The sequence below is a fragment of the Streptomyces sp. FH025 genome, assembly GCF_017427025.1.
GTDB lineage: Bacteria > Actinomycetota > Actinomycetes > Streptomycetales > Streptomycetaceae > Kitasatospora.
The window spans coordinates 1-13125 of record NZ_JAFLNG010000149.1 but is presented as its reverse complement, the minus strand read 5'-3'; the positions used below and the strand labels follow the sequence as shown (position 1 = coordinate 13125).

General features: G+C 66.5%; 15 protein-coding genes. 11 read left to right on the top strand and 4 right to left on the bottom strand.

From position 1 onward, the window contains the following. The first annotated feature begins 65 nt into the window (after positions 1-65). On the top strand, positions 66-2003 hold the full coding sequence (locus tag J0670_RS13600) for a TIGR03960 family B12-binding radical SAM protein (protein ID WP_207811798.1): 1938 nt from the start codon (positions 66-68) through the stop codon (positions 2001-2003). Positions 2004-2333: 330 nt separating this feature from the next. On the opposite strand, the gene J0670_RS13595 is transcribed toward J0670_RS13600, so the two are convergent. From J0670_RS13595 to J0670_RS13585, 3 genes are all read right to left on the bottom strand, one after another. Further along, the gene (locus J0670_RS13595) at positions 2334-2753 is read right to left on the bottom strand and encodes a hypothetical protein (protein ID WP_207811797.1); all 420 of its coding nucleotides are present in this window, start codon (positions 2751-2753) and stop codon (positions 2334-2336) included. A gap of 118 nt (positions 2754-2871) precedes the next feature. After that, the gene (locus tag J0670_RS13590; protein WP_207811796.1) at positions 2872-3585 is read right to left on the bottom strand and encodes a creatininase family protein; all 714 of its coding nucleotides are present in this window, start codon (positions 3583-3585) and stop codon (positions 2872-2874) included. Positions 3586-3607: 22 nt separating this feature from the next. Next, complete coding sequence (locus J0670_RS13585) at positions 3608-4558, bottom strand: hypothetical protein (protein ID WP_207811795.1); 951 nt, start codon at positions 4556-4558, stop codon at positions 3608-3610. On the opposite strand from J0670_RS13585, the gene J0670_RS40545 reads away from it, so the two are divergent. From J0670_RS40545 to J0670_RS13560, 6 genes are all read left to right on the top strand, one after another. Further along, positions 4470-4793: an ATP-binding protein gene (locus tag J0670_RS40545; protein ID WP_374223100.1), complete on the top strand. Its 324-nt coding sequence runs from the start codon at positions 4470-4472 to the stop codon at positions 4791-4793. The genes J0670_RS13585 and J0670_RS40545 overlap by 89 nt on opposite strands. A gap of 148 nt (positions 4794-4941) precedes the next feature. Then, on the top strand, positions 4942-5409 hold the full coding sequence (locus J0670_RS13580; RefSeq protein WP_207811794.1) for a hypothetical protein: 468 nt from the start codon (positions 4942-4944) through the stop codon (positions 5407-5409). Beyond that, positions 5406-5720 carry a hypothetical protein gene (locus J0670_RS13575; protein WP_207811793.1) on the top strand — a complete coding sequence of 105 codons (315 nt, stop codon included), beginning with the start codon at positions 5406-5408 and terminating at the stop codon, positions 5718-5720. Before J0670_RS13580 ends, J0670_RS13575 begins: the two co-directional genes overlap by 4 nt. Beyond that, the gene (locus J0670_RS13570; RefSeq protein ID WP_207811792.1) at positions 5717-6004 is read left to right on the top strand and encodes a hypothetical protein; all 288 of its coding nucleotides are present in this window, start codon (positions 5717-5719) and stop codon (positions 6002-6004) included. Before J0670_RS13575 ends, J0670_RS13570 begins: the two co-directional genes overlap by 4 nt. A 571-nt stretch (positions 6005-6575) precedes the next feature. Then, positions 6576-7004 (top strand): hypothetical protein, encoded by a 429-nt coding sequence (locus tag J0670_RS13565; protein WP_207811791.1) that lies wholly within the window; start codon positions 6576-6578, stop codon positions 7002-7004. A gap of 422 nt (positions 7005-7426) precedes the next feature. Next, on the top strand, positions 7427-9493 hold the full coding sequence (locus J0670_RS13560; RefSeq protein WP_207811790.1) for a tetratricopeptide repeat protein: 2067 nt from the start codon (positions 7427-7429) through the stop codon (positions 9491-9493). 538 nt (positions 9494-10031) lie between these two features. Here the strand turns inward: J0670_RS13560 and J0670_RS39890 are convergent. Then, positions 10032-10808 carry a GntR family transcriptional regulator gene (locus J0670_RS39890; RefSeq protein ID WP_207811789.1) on the bottom strand — a complete coding sequence of 259 codons (777 nt, stop codon included), beginning with the start codon at positions 10806-10808 and terminating at the stop codon, positions 10032-10034. A 254-nt stretch (positions 10809-11062) separates the two neighbouring features. On the opposite strand from J0670_RS39890, the gene J0670_RS13550 reads away from it, so the two are divergent. Genes J0670_RS13550 through J0670_RS13535 form a run of 4 tightly spaced genes read left to right on the top strand, consistent with a single transcriptional unit; the run spans position 11063 to position 13114 of the window. Next, entirely contained in the window at positions 11063-11416 is a 354-nt protein-coding gene (locus tag J0670_RS13550) for a hypothetical protein (protein WP_207811788.1), read from the top strand. After that, entirely contained in the window at positions 11416-11622 is a 207-nt protein-coding gene (locus tag J0670_RS13545; protein ID WP_207811787.1) for a hypothetical protein, read from the top strand. Before J0670_RS13550 ends, J0670_RS13545 begins: the two co-directional genes overlap by 1 nt. Next, positions 11619-12923 (top strand): FtsK/SpoIIIE domain-containing protein, encoded by a 1305-nt coding sequence (locus J0670_RS13540; RefSeq protein WP_307806509.1) that lies wholly within the window; start codon positions 11619-11621, stop codon positions 12921-12923. Before J0670_RS13545 ends, J0670_RS13540 begins: the two co-directional genes overlap by 4 nt. After that, complete coding sequence (locus J0670_RS13535) at positions 12923-13114, top strand: hypothetical protein (RefSeq protein WP_207811786.1); 192 nt, start codon at positions 12923-12925, stop codon at positions 13112-13114. Before J0670_RS13540 ends, J0670_RS13535 begins: the two co-directional genes overlap by 1 nt. The last annotated feature ends 11 nt before the right edge of the window (positions 13115-13125 follow it).

Below are 13125 nucleotides of genomic sequence, written 5' to 3'. Positions count from 1 at the left end.
CTTGAGGGTCACCCCTCCCGTTGCCGACTCGCGGCACCGAATCACGTCGTAAGGGTTCCTAGTACATGACTGTCGAATCGGTCTTCCCACGCCTGGAGGCCCTCCTCCCGCACGTCCAGAAGCCGATCCAGTACGTCGGCGGCGAGCTCAACTCGACCGTCAAGGACTGGGACGCCTGCGACGTCCGCTGGGCACTGATGTACCCCGACGCCTACGAGGTCGGGCTGCCCAACCAGGGCGTCATGATCCTCTACGAGGTGCTCAACGAGCGCGAGGGCGTCCTCGCCGAGCGCACCTACAGCGTCTGGCCGGACCTCGAAGCGCTGATGCGCGAGCACGACGTCCCCCAGTTCACGGTGGACGCCCACCGGCCGGTGAAGGCCTTCGACGTGTTCGGCCTGTCCTTCTCCACCGAGCTCGGCTACACCAACATGCTGACCGCGCTCGACCTGGCCGGCATCCCGCTGGAGGCCAAGGACCGCACCGACGAGGACCCGATCGTCCTCGCCGGCGGCCACGCGGCCTTCAACCCGGAGCCGATCGCGGACTTCCTGGACTGCGCGGTGATCGGCGACGGCGAGCAGGCCGTCCTCGACATCACCGAGATCATCCGCGCCTGGAAGGCCGAGGGCCGCCCCGGCGGACGCGACGAACTGCTGCTGCGCCTGGCGCGCACCGGCGGGGTGTACGTGCCGAAGTTCTACGACGTGGAGTACCTGGCCGACGGCCGGATCGGCCGCGTCGTGCCGAACGCCCCGGGCGTGCCGTGGCGGGTGTCCAAGCACACCGTGATGGACCTGGACGAGTGGCCGTACCCGAAGCAGCCGCTGGTCCCGCTCGCGGAGACGGTGCACGAGCGGATGTCCGTGGAGATCTTCCGCGGCTGCACCCGCGGCTGCCGCTTCTGCCAGGCCGGCATGATCACGCGCCCCGTGCGGGAGCGAAGCATCACCGGCATCGGCGAGATGGTCGAGCGCGGGCTGAAGGCGACCGGCTTCGAGGAGGTCGGCCTGCTGTCGCTGTCCAGCGCCGACCACACCGAGATCGGCGACATCGCCAAGGGGCTGGCCGACCGCTACACCGAGGACAAGATCGGCCTGTCGCTGCCGTCCACCCGTGTCGACGCCTTCAACATCGACCTCGCCAACGAGCTGTCCCGCAACGGGCGCCGCTCGGGCCTCACCTTCGCCCCCGAGGGCGGCAGCGAGCGCATGCGCAAGGTGATCAACAAGATGGTGTCGGAGGAGGACCTCATCCGCACCGTCGCCACCGCGTACGGCAACGGCTGGCGCCAGGTGAAGCTGTACTTCATGTGCGGCCTGCCCACCGAGACCGACGAGGACGTGCTCCAGATCGGCGAGATGGCCAAGAACGTCATCCAGAAGGGCCGCGAGGTCACCGGCCAGAACGACATCCGCTGCACCGTCTCCATCGGCGGGTTCGTGCCCAAGCCGCACACCCCGTTCCAGTGGGCCCCGCAGCTGTCCGCCGAGGCCACCGACGCCCGCCTGGCCAAGCTGCGCGACTCGATCCGCGGCGACCGCAAGTACGGCAAGAACATCGGCTACCGCTACCACGACGGCAAGCCCGGCATCGTCGAGGGCCTGCTCTCCCGCGGCGACCGCCGGGTCGGCGCGATCATCCGCGCCGTCTACGAGGACGGCGGCCGCTTCGACGGCTGGCGCGAGTACTTCTCGTACGACCGCTGGATGGCCTGCGCCGAGAAGGGCCTGGCCGGCACCGGCGTCGACGTCGACTGGTACACCACCCGCGAGCGCTCCTACGAGGAGGTGCTGCCCTGGGACCACCTGGACAGCGGCCTCGACAAGGACTGGCTGTGGGAGGACTGGCAGGACGCCCTCGAAGAGGTCGAGGTCGACGACTGCCGCTGGACCCCGTGCTTCGACTGCGGCGTCTGCCCGCAGATGGACACGGCCATACAAATCGGCCCGACGGGCAAGAAGCTGCTTCCGCTGACGGTCGTCAACGGCCCTGGCCAGTAGGAATGCACGGTGGCGGGGGTGACACGGCGAGCGAGCTGTGTGACCTACTTCACAGCCTCTCGGAGAGTGAGCGGGAGCTCGTCCTGGGCGCGCTCGGCATGAGCTCCGCCCCGGACGGGTCTTCCGGCCCCTCCCGGGAGGCCCGGCAAGGCGGCCGGAGGACCCCTCTGCCCGCCGCCCGGAGTGCCCCGGGCATCGAGTCCTCGATCGAGTGGGTCTGAGGCCCTGAGGCCACGCGTAGAGCCCTCCCTGGATTTTCCGGGGAGGGCTTCTGTGTGTGCGGTTGCCCCCGCCATCGCGGTGGGCAGGGCAGGGGCGGGGCCGACGGGGTTAGTCCGCGGAACAGCCCCAGTACGCGATCTCGACCGGTTCGTCGTGTCGGTACAGCACCGTGCACCGGCCGATTCCTCGGCCGACCGGGTCCAGTAGCTGGCGTATCGAGGTCTCCCATTGCTCACGTGTTGGTCGGCCGTCGAGAGCCCAGCTGAGGATCTCGTTCTCGGTCAACGGCCGCATCATGGCGATGTCGTCGCCGGCTTCGGCGTCGATCAGTGCGTAGAAGTCGAGCACCGTGCAGGTCCCTCCGGTCAGGATGTACTCCTGCCAGGCTTCGTCCCTCCACAACTCCGTGATGCTCTGCCCCGGGAAGCCGTGGTCGTCCGCCGCCAACTCCTGAGCCTGCGCCTGACGAAAGGCCGCTTCAAGATCCTCCTGATAGGGCCCGGTCGCTGCCCATTCATTGCCGCCCACGCAACACCTTTCCTTGATCACTGTCCTTCGGCTGCGCCGCACGCTAACGGCTACCGCTGACAGGACCATCCAGTGCCTTGGCGGGATCGCCCACCTTTCGAGTGGCGATCGGCAGCTGTTAGCTACTTCCTATGAGTGACAGGTGGGCGGCGGCCGACTCGGACAGGCTCTCCAGGATGGCCCTGCCCTTCTCGGCCGTGCCGAGGGACGGGCGGCCGATGATGCCGTTCTGGGTGTAGCCAGCCATGCCCACGGTGAGGAGGTGGGGGCGCTCCGGGGCGTCGTGGTCGTCGGCCTCGATGCCGTCGCGGACGAGGTGGGGGGCGCCGTGGAGGAGGAGGGACACCTCCAGCTCGCCGCCGTGCATGTCCTCGGTGCCGCTGCTCTCCAGGGCGGCGGCTTCGCGGGCCTGGTGCCAGTCCTCGCGGACCGGGAAGAGGGCGACGCGCGGGCCCTCGGTGTTGGCCTCCTGAACCACGTTGGAGAGGACGTAGTTCCCGCCGTGTCCGTTCACGATCAGCAGGCCGGGGACGCCGGAGGCCTGGAGCGACTTCCATGTGTCGTTGATCACGGCGTAGAGCGTTGAGGCGCTGATGCTGACGGTGCCCGGCATGTGGGCGTGCTCGTGGGAGCAGGACAACGTGATGGGCGGCAGGAGGAACAGGTCGTAGTCGGCGGCGATCCGCTGGGCGATCAGGCTGGCGACGACGGTGTCGGTGGTCAGGGGCAGGTGGTCGCCGTGCTGCTCGAAGCTGCCGACCGGCAGCACGGCGACCTTGGCGCCGCGCCGGCGTTCGTCTGCGGAGGTGGCGGCCGTGATCAGTGCGTCCATGGGCCCAGCCTCTCTCATCACGTCAACGGCGGTCGAGAGGGGATCCACCACTCATCAGGGTCAAGCGGCCGGTGAACGTGGCGACTTCGGGTACGGCCCTCCATTGGTGGAGAGCCTTGCCTGCTGCGGACAGTTCGGACATGGCCCGGGCGGACTCGGTGTCGATGGCGATCGACAGTGCCCGGTCGGCGGCTGCGGCCGCCTGCTCCGGCTCGCCGGACACCGCGTAGGCGCGGGCCAGCCGGGAGAGGTAGACGCCCTGGTCGTTGCGGTAGATGGATGGCAGGATCTGGAGCTCGGCCTCGAACAGGTCCACGGCTGTTCGCGGATCGCCCAGTTCGAGCAGGCAGTTCGCGCGCTGCATCTCGATGTACGTCGGCGTGCAGTACGCCAGATCGAGGGCATCGTCTGCGTGGGAGTCGTCTGGCTCGGCGGCGAGTTCGTGGGCCTCGTCGAACTTGGCCTGGGCGAAGCGTTGGTTGCCCGTGAGGGTGTGGCCCTGGGCCTCCTGCTGGGCGGCCAGCGCGCGGATGCGAAGGGTGGCACCGGCGGCTCGTTGCGCGGCGCGGGCGAGGCTGATGGCCTTCTGGGCATCGCGTCGGGCGGTGGCCTGGTTGCTCTTCCGGAAGAGCACGTAGGCGGCCATGACGTCATCGCCCGCCTCCTGCGCCCATTCCATGGCGCGGTCCGACCAGAAGAGGGCTTGGTCGAAGTCCCCGAGATCCTGGTTCAACCAGCCCAGGAACTCCGCGGTACGGGCGCCGATGATGAGGAGCTCGCCCCGGGCGCGGCCAGCGGCGTTCTGCTGGATGCGGTCGAGCAGCTGGACGTGCCGGGTCACCGCGTCGAGCGCGTGGCGGGAGCCGAGCAGGTTCGCGGCCCGGGTGCCGGGCGGGGGTGTCCTCGCGCACGACGCCGCGGTGGTGCTCGACGAGTTGGTGAGCAACGCGGTGAAGCACGCCAGGGTGTCCAAGGGGCGGCGGATCTACGTCCGCTTCGAGATGGTGGTCGATCACCTTCGGTTGGAGGTGCACGACGCGAGCAGCGAGAAGCCGGTGATCCGGCGGTCCGCTGGAGTGGACGCCGAGTCGGGGCGGGGGCTGTGCCTGGTGGAAGCCCTGTGCGTGGAGTGGGGCTTCGTGCCTCGCCCGGAAGGTATCGGGAAGATCGTTTGGGCGCTTGTGGGCCCGGGAGGCGGTGCGTCGTGAGCAAGCGGGCGCCCGGGTCGACGGAGACCCGGTGTTTCTACTGCGGTGCGGGGCTGCTGAGGGCGGTGACCCGGGTCATCGTGGTGAACGGCCGGACGGTTCGTGTCCACGCGTGGCACCCGCGCCGTGCGGGGGAGGTGTCCGGGTGATGGGGCTTCCCGTCGATGCGGGCATGGGCGCTCCTGCGCGCCCCGCCGACCGGTTTCCGCACATTGCCCTCAGCTTGGGGCAATGGCGGGTCGATGAGGCCTACTGGGCCATGGAGCGGGTGCGCGCCGGGGTGCCGCTGGCGGAGATGGACCATGCCGAGCTGCTGTCCACGGCCGAGAGCGCGTTGAAGCACGCGGAGTCGCTGGTCTTGCTGCTGGAGGTGGTGGAGCTCGCGACCCCCATCGACTGGCCGAAGACCCTCGACCAGGTGATCACGCCGATCCGCGAGTACTTGAAGTGGACGTGGGACGCGCACAGGCCGTACGCGGGCTCGGCGGAGTACGTGGGCGAGGTGAAGCGGGTCGGCGGCTGGCCCTTCCGGGTGCGCGTGGAACTGGAAGTCGTGGAAGGGACGCCGAACGGATCGGCGGCCAAGCGCAACTCACGGAAGAGAGGGCAGGCATGACCGACACCGTGCACACGGCCTCGGCGGGAACGCCGTACCCGTTCCCGGTGATCGCGGAAGTCCGAGGCGTGACGGCGCCCGCGCGCTTCAACAGGCTGCCGGACGCGATGGCTGCGCTGCTGGCCACGTTGGGCGCCTTGCCGCTCAGCCCCGACCAGCACGGCTATTTCGCCGAGTTGTTCGGACCGTCGGCGGTGCCGTCGGTGGGGCACCGGCTTGCGACGCACGGGGAGGTGCGGGCCCTTGCCTTCCTCGACCTGACGCCGACCGTGGTCCGCCTCTATCCCGCCGGCCCCGGGGCGCCGCAGTGACCCGGCGGCTGAGGGCCTGGCGGGACCACGTCTCGACCTGGTGGCTGCTGGACGGCCAGTTCTCCTGGCCGGTGCGCGCCGTCTCGCCGGGGCGTCGAACCGCACACCGTGACGTGATGGCGTGGTGCGACGAGCCGGGTTACGCCGCGGGGCAGCGAGCGCAGCTGATGCGTCGTATCTGGCGCGAGGAGACCGGAGTTGAGGACCCGCTGGCCGGTCTGAGCGAGGCGGAACTGTTCAGCCGGATCTTCGGCAGCGAGGAGCCGAAGCGCGGCCGCGCGTGACCTGATCAGGGACAACAGAAGACGTGCCGGACCACCCCGAGACCTTGGCGGGAACAGGGGTGGTCCGGTGGGTCGGAACCCGGTGCCGATGGTATCGGGCTCCTCGGCATGTCTGTGCACGGATGGCCGGTTCGGTTCTTGACCAGGGGAGTTGAAGGACAGTTGGACGAGGACGACGACTTCGGTGCGGAGTTGGCGGCGAGCCTCGACCCTGACTCGTGGGTGTGGCTGCCAGGCGTCGACTGGCCGGCTGGCGGGTCGCGAGACGAACGGCGGACGAGGTGAACTCCCTCCTGGCGGCGTGCGGTGTGGACCGCTCGCAACTTCGGGCGATCGCCGACACCGATGCTCAGGGCGGGGCGCTGGTCCGCCTTGAGGGCGTTCCAGAAGGGTGGACGAGTCTCACGGGACTCCTCTGCCTAGCATCCAGCATTCGAGATCGCTTGGCCTGACGGTGGCGCAGACATCTCGTCGCATGGACGTCCCGGCTTGGACATGTCCAAGCGCACCACTCCTGGGCGTTCTTGCCTCTAGGCTGTAACTCGTTACACGACCAGGGAGGGAGCGTGCGGTGAGTACCGAGATCGCGGAGTTGGTGACGCAGGCGGGTCCATACGTCACTGCAGCCCTGAGTGCGTACGGCGGATCGGTGCTCACACGGGCCGAAGGCGCGGCAGTAGACGCTACAGCCAACTTTGGACGTCGGATCTTGCGGTCTATCTGGCGGCGGAGTAGCGCCACCAGTCAGGCTGCATTCGAGGTTGCTCTTGAGGATGCAGCGAACGATAGCGAGGAGTCTGATGCTGTTGCTGCTCTTCGCCATCAGATCAAGCGAGCGCTCCGTGAGGATGAAACCCTGAGGGCAGAAATCGCGAGCTTGTTGGCAGATCCCATGCGCCCAATTTTCAGCTCGGCTTCAGTAGAACAGAATGCAGTTGCGCGTGACCATGGGGTGATATTCCAGCAAGGGTCGGGAACCCAGATCTACGGATCAAAGTGAGCGACGATTACCGGGAGGAGCGCCCGGCACAGCATGCTTCCGCTCACGATCACGGCGCCGCATTTCAACAGAGCCATGGCGTTCAGATCTATTTTGCGAGCCGTGATCAAGAACCGAATACTGGCATAGTTGATGCTGCCAGGGGCACGGCGCTCTCAAGTCTCCCAAGAGTAAGAGATTGCAGCGACCCCATCGCCTGGGGTGTGCACCCCGCACCTAGCCTAAATGGAGACCGGGTTCCCCCGTATGTCGAGCGAGATATAGATTTCGATCTGGCATCACTCCTGCGCCCCGGATCATTTGTTTTGCTTACCGGCGATTCAACGGCCGGTAAGTCGCGCTGTGCCTACGAGGCGCTAATATCAAGGTTTGGGGATCGCTTTCTATATCGCCCACAGGATGGCGGCGACCTCGCACGCGGTATGGCACATCTCGAAAAAGGGAATCTGACCATCTGGCTTGATGACCTAGAAAGATTCCTCTCACCCCCTGCTGTTACTGGCGAAATGATCGATGCGGCACTTCAAGCGGGCGCTGTAGTAATTGGCACTATACGCGCCGAACAGCTCTCTCTGGTTTCGCCTCGGATGATGCCAGGTCAAAATAGCCAGCTCCAAGCGTCTCTCAGGAACTCCCGTGGCGTAATCTCCAGATCGCACGTCATTTATTTGGATCGAAGGTGGAGCGAGCAGGAGATTGCGAGAGTGAGAGGGGTCGATGACCCTCGACTCAAGGACGCGGTGCGGCATAGCAGCGAAGTCGGCATCGCTGAATATCTAGCCGCAGGCCCTCAGCTGATGCTTGACTGGAGATCTGCTTGGGCCCCGGGCCTGAACCCCCGTGGCGCTTCCCTCGTTGCGGCAGCAGTGGATTTCAGGAGGATTGGAATTGGATGGCCAATTCCTCGTCAAGTTCTGCTGGGAATTCACGACGAATATCTCAAGCAGCGCGGAGGTGCCAGACTTAGGCCCGAGTCGACTCAAGACGCATTTCACTGGGCGACCCAACCGCTGCACGCTACCAGCAGCCTCCTGATCCCAGACGGCGATGATGCGTACGTGGCGTTTGATTATCTTCCAGATGCAATTTCACGTGAACATAATTCTCCTCGTCCGCCAGATTTTATCTGGGAGTATGCCATAGAGACGCTCCCTCCAAAAGCTCTTCACTTTATCGGCCATAAAGCCGAGGAGTTTGGGCGGGTTGAAATTGCCGAAAAAGCTTACGCTCTGAGTGCAGATGCGGGGATGGGTGAAGGGTCGTTCCATCTCGGGTACTTTGCGACACAGCGAGGCGAGCCAGAAGAAGCAGAGTATTGGTTCCGTAGGGCAATATCTCAGGGGAATCTTCTTGCTCACGCCAACCTTGCAATCACACTTCAGCAAAACGGTCGGCCCACTGAGGCGCTAGAGATTCTTCGCACCGGGGCATCGAAGGGCGATCATGCCTCAGCACACCACCTAGCCAGCCTCTATGTAGAGGAAAAGAATTGGATTGCAGCCGAGGACTTCTTTGAAGGATTGTTGGAGACTCGGCCCTCCATGGCCAAGATGATACTTGGGCGGCTTAAGCTAGACCAGGGTAGCTATGACACGGCCTGGGATTGGCTCAACGCAGCCGTCCTCGATGGCAACAACGAGGCTTACTTCTACCTCGGCCGGCTTCACGAAGAGCGAGGTGACGTCGATTCTGCGGAAGAGTCTTATGAAATCGCAACCCTGCATGGATTTGCCCGGGCTCGAAATAATCTAGCAACGCTGCTTTACCGAGCGAGGCGCCTTGAGGATGCAGAGCGCATTCTTCGTGCGGTTTCTCAGAAGGATAGTCGGGCTGCATTTAATCTCGCCATTATTCTCGGGGAGACTGGGCGGGAGAGTGAAGCAGAGGATTTCTATAGAAGTTGCATCGAGTCGGGCTCAATTTCCGCCAAGACAAACCTCGCCGTCCTGATTTCCCGGCAAGGCAGGGAATCGGAAGCGATGATTCTCCTGCGCGAGGCTGCATCCGCTGGAGACTCCCATGCGATGTATGCCCTGGCAGGAAGGTTCCGAAGGGCCCGGAATACCCGAGAGGCGCTTTCGTGGTGCAATAAAGCAATCGAGGCTGGCAGCGTCGACTCATACTCTGAGATGGGGCTCATCCAGGAGTCGATGGGGAATGCAAAAGCTGCTAGGTTCTGGTACAGGCGCGGCGTGGAACTTGGTGATATGGCCGCTGCAGTCTGCTTGGGCTACCTTATGGAGCGCTCGGGTAAACATAAAGAGGCCATTCGCCTGTACGAGCGGGCGGCAGAAGGTGGAAGCTCGCACGCCTATTTCCATATCGGTAAACTCCATGCCCGTAAGAGGAATTTGAACCGCGCGGTGCCCGCTCTTGAGTCCGCCCTTGACCAGGGGGAGGATGTTGCCGAATTGCTTATGAGTATTTATGATGCTCTCGGTGAACACGAGAAGCGTAATAGGTTGGCCGCTAAAGGTGGCAATTCCTAGTCAAGGGTGGAGAGTTTTCTAACTGGCGCCCCTGGGTTCTTTTCCTCAGGAACGGGTAGGTGGCGTGGTTCCAGTGGCTGACTGGCCAGGTGTCTGGCAGGCGCTGAAGCCGACTCACTGTGCCAGGTAATGAATATGAGGGCGGTGGAGCGGTTTTGGCCGGTGTCCTGTCTGGTCTGGGGTCGGGCATGATCGGGGGGCCATAAGCTGCTGCGACTCGGTCAGGGCTTTTGGGCCTGACCGCAGTTTGGCCGAGTGGCCCCCGGTCTTGCTCGACGCGGGTCCCGGTCCGGGGAGGTGGGTAAAACCGCGGAGCCGCCCGGCCTCAGCCACGACGGGTACTGACCTCGGCGCTCGCTGGGCCGCACGTTGCGGTGGGCGCGGCCGGCCGCCGCCGGCGCGGGGCGGAGACAGGAGCGGCGGCGAGCGGCAAGGCCGCGCGCCGGCGCGCTGTGCGCGCCCCTTGAGTAAGTGAAGAGGAGTTGCGACAGCCCCCGCGCCCGGTGTGGACGTGGGGGCTTCGGCATGTTCGGGGGTATTAGCGGGAGGCCTTGGCGCGCTTGGGCTTGTGGGCGTCGATGGCGTAGGTGAGGGCGGTGGTTTCGGCGCCGAGACGGGTCTCCTCCAGGATGAGGGGGAGGCCGGTGGCCTGGTCGCAGGTGATGCGGTGCGCGATCAGGAGGACGGCGGCTTCGGAGAGTTGGAGGGCTTCGCGCTCGTCCGGCTGGGGGACCCGGGCGCTGACCCGCTCGTGCCAGGTGAGGTTGTGGCCGGCGGTGGCGAGCGCCGTGTAGGCCTCGGTCGGGGTGGCGGCGGGCTGTTGGGCGAGTGGGGTGGCCTCGATGCGTTCCATGGGGAGCAGGAGGCGGTGGAGGGCGCGGCCGGCGCCGATGGGGTTGGCGAGCAGGCGGTCGCAGCCGAGCATCAGCTCGTCCTGGTCCATCTCCAGTAGCGGCGCGGTGATGGCGTCGGTGCGGGTCCGGTAGACCGTGGGCTCCTCGGCGTGGTCGAACCAGGCGTCGAAGGGCGTTGAGAAGGTGTCGCCCTGGGTGGCGATGGTTCGCTCCAGGCTGGCGCTCGGGCCGTGGACGGCGGCGCGGACGAAGGTGCCGCGGCCTTGCTTCACGTCCAACTGGCCCTCGCTGCGGAGGGCGGCGACGGCAAGCCTGACGGTCGGGCGGGAGACGCCGTAGGTCTCGGCTAGATCGGTTTCGGTGGGCAGCTGAGTGCCGGGCGGCCACTCGCCGGTGGCGATCGACTGTCGCATCGCCGCCGCCACCTGCTTGTGCAGTGCCTCGTTCCGAATGATCGCCATGGTGTTGACCCCTTGGTGCGGACGCCGGGGGACGGGCCCGCTTCGCGTGTGTCGTGTCGTTTTCGAGGGTTCGTGTGTGGCCGTTTGCCCTGGTCGGGCGGCATCTCTAGGTCTGTCGTCAGTTGCTAGCCGTTAAACGTAAGCATGAATCGCTTGCGTCGGGGCGTCAAGGAGGAGCATCATCGAAGCGCCAAAGGTAAGTACGTTTGACGACTGACGTCATGCGGCCTCTGGTGTCGGAGGAGTGTGCGCTCATGCAGTCCATTCCCGTGGACGGAACCCGGCTCGGCACGATGACCTGCATCGTCGCCCCCGAAGTTCGGATCGCGAACCGCGAAACCGGGGAGGTGAGGAAGGACCGGGAGGGGCAGACGGTCTACACGGTCGGCGTTGCGGTCCGGCAGGACGGCCGGCGGGCCTCGATCATCGAGATCAGCGTGTCGGGCGAACCGGTCGGCGTCGTGGAGGGCGTGCGGGTGCACGTCACCGGCCTGACCGCCTTCTCGTGGGCGATGGGGGACCGGCACGGCCTGTCCTTCCGGGCCGAGGCCATCGCCCCGGTTCCGGTCACCGCGCCAGCGGCCTCGCGCAAGGGCGGCGACGCCTGATGAGCAGCGCGACCCGCGTGAAGCTGCGGGGACTGCTCCGCGAGCTCGGGGACCTGGCCGAGGAGGTTGACCCGTTCGGGCGGGACGACGAGGGGGCCCAGCTCTTCGACCACATCGCCATCGTCGCCACGAAGGCCGCGGGTGGTGCCCGTGACCAGGAGACCGTGGCCCACAACACGGCGATGGAGAACGGGGGACGGCCGTGATCGTCCTCCAGTTGCTGTGGGTGGTGATGCTGGCGGCGGTGCTGATCGGGCTCAGCATGGCCCCGGTGTTGCGGCGCACCTACCCCTATGTCTGGTGGTACCTGCTCGGCTATCCGGCTGCGGTGATCCGCGTCCGGGTGACGTGGCGGCGTCTGACCACGAACCTCGGTCTCGCCGTGGCCAAGCGTCCTGGGTCGGCCCGAGTCGGGGACTTGATGGTCCGCGGGGATCCGCTGCGGCCGACTCCGCCCCGTCTGGGCGTGGCGAAGTACCGGCGTGGCGGCGTCGACGTGAGGGTGCGGCTTCACCCCGGGCAGGTGCCCGAGCACTTTGCCGAAGCCCTGGACGCGTTCACCCACGCCTGGCGGGTGCACGCCGTGCGGCTGGTCGCGGACGAGCGGGGGTTCGTCACCCTCTCGGCGCTCGCCTGGGACCCCCTGATCACGCCCGTGGTGCCTTACCGGTTGAAGGAGCGGCTCTTGCGGGCGGTGGTCGGGCTGCTGGAGGACGGCCGGGCCTGGACGATCGACCTGCGGCGGGTGCCGCACTGGCTGATCGTCGGTGCGACCCGCTCCGGGAAGTCCACCCTCATTGCCGCGCTGGTGAAGGAACTCGCCCCGCAACGCGTCGCCCTGTTCGGTATCGACCTCAAGGGTGGCATGGAACTGTCCCTGTTCGAGGACCGGCTGTCGGCCCTGGCAGCCACCCGGGCGGAAGCTGCCCACCTGCTCGCGGAGTTGGTCGCGGAGACTGAAGCCCGGATGCAGTTGTGCCGCTCGGTCGGGGCCCGTTCCGTCTGGGACCTGCCGGAGCAGCTCCGCAAGATGCCCGTCGTCGTCATCGTGGACGAGGTCGCGGAGCTTTACCTGGTGGCGACCAGGGACGACAAGGCGGAGGTGGGGGAGATCTCCACCAACCTGCTCCGGCTCGCCCAGCTCGGGGCCGCTCTGGGCGTCCACCTGGTGGTCACGGGGCAACGGGTCGGCTCGGACCTCGGGCCCGGGGTGACCGCCTTGCGGGCGCAGTTGGCCGGCCGGGTCTGCCACCGGGTGAACGATGCCGGGACGGCGGAGATGGCGCTCGGCGATCTCGACAAGGACGCCCTGGCTGCCGCTCAGCAGATCACCACGGCTGAGCAGGGCGTCGCCATCACGGTTGGCGCCGACGGCCGGTGGATCCGGGCCCGGTCCATCCATGTCACGCCCGAGCAGGCACGTCGAGTGGCGAGGAAGTACGCCCGGCTGGCTCCGTCCTGGCCCGGTCTTCACACGGAGGAGCCGAACGAAGGGGTCTACGTCTGATGGGCGCCGTTCTCGTCCTGACTGCCGTCCTGGCCCTCGTCACCTACCTCCTGGTCCGCTCCGGCGAACTGCGCACCTGGCACGTCTTCCTGGTCGGCACCCTCGGCATCTACCTCGACCGCATCGGCTGGGCCGACCCCGTCGTCTACGCCGTGACCTGGCTCGTCCAGGGCTTCACCCACACCACCTGAGAGGCGTGATC

What these genes read in the sequence shown, in the direction of transcription:
- J0670_RS13600 (WP_207811798.1), top strand. Translation starts at nt 66, where the DNA reads ATGACTGTCGAATCGGTCTTCCCACGCCTGGAGGCCCTCCTCCCGCAC.
- J0670_RS13590 (WP_207811796.1), bottom strand. Translation starts at nt 3,585, where the DNA reads ATGGACGCACTGATCACGGCCGCCACCTCCGCAGACGAACGCCGGCGC.
- J0670_RS13580 (WP_207811794.1), top strand. Translation starts at nt 4,942, where the DNA reads ATGGGGCTTCCCGTCGATGCGGGCATGGGCGCTCCTGCGCGCCCCGCC.
- J0670_RS13575 (WP_207811793.1), top strand. Translation starts at nt 5,406, where the DNA reads ATGACCGACACCGTGCACACGGCCTCGGCGGGAACGCCGTACCCGTTC.
- J0670_RS13560 (WP_207811790.1), top strand. Translation starts at nt 7,427, where the DNA reads ATGGCACATCTCGAAAAAGGGAATCTGACCATCTGGCTTGATGACCTA.
- J0670_RS39890 (WP_207811789.1), bottom strand. Translation starts at nt 10,808, where the DNA reads ATGGCGATCATTCGGAACGAGGCACTGCACAAGCAGGTGGCGGCGGCG.
- J0670_RS13550 (WP_207811788.1), top strand. Translation starts at nt 11,063, where the DNA reads ATGCAGTCCATTCCCGTGGACGGAACCCGGCTCGGCACGATGACCTGC.
- J0670_RS13545 (WP_207811787.1), top strand. Translation starts at nt 11,416, where the DNA reads ATGAGCAGCGCGACCCGCGTGAAGCTGCGGGGACTGCTCCGCGAGCTC.
- J0670_RS13535 (WP_207811786.1), top strand. Translation starts at nt 12,923, where the DNA reads ATGGGCGCCGTTCTCGTCCTGACTGCCGTCCTGGCCCTCGTCACCTAC.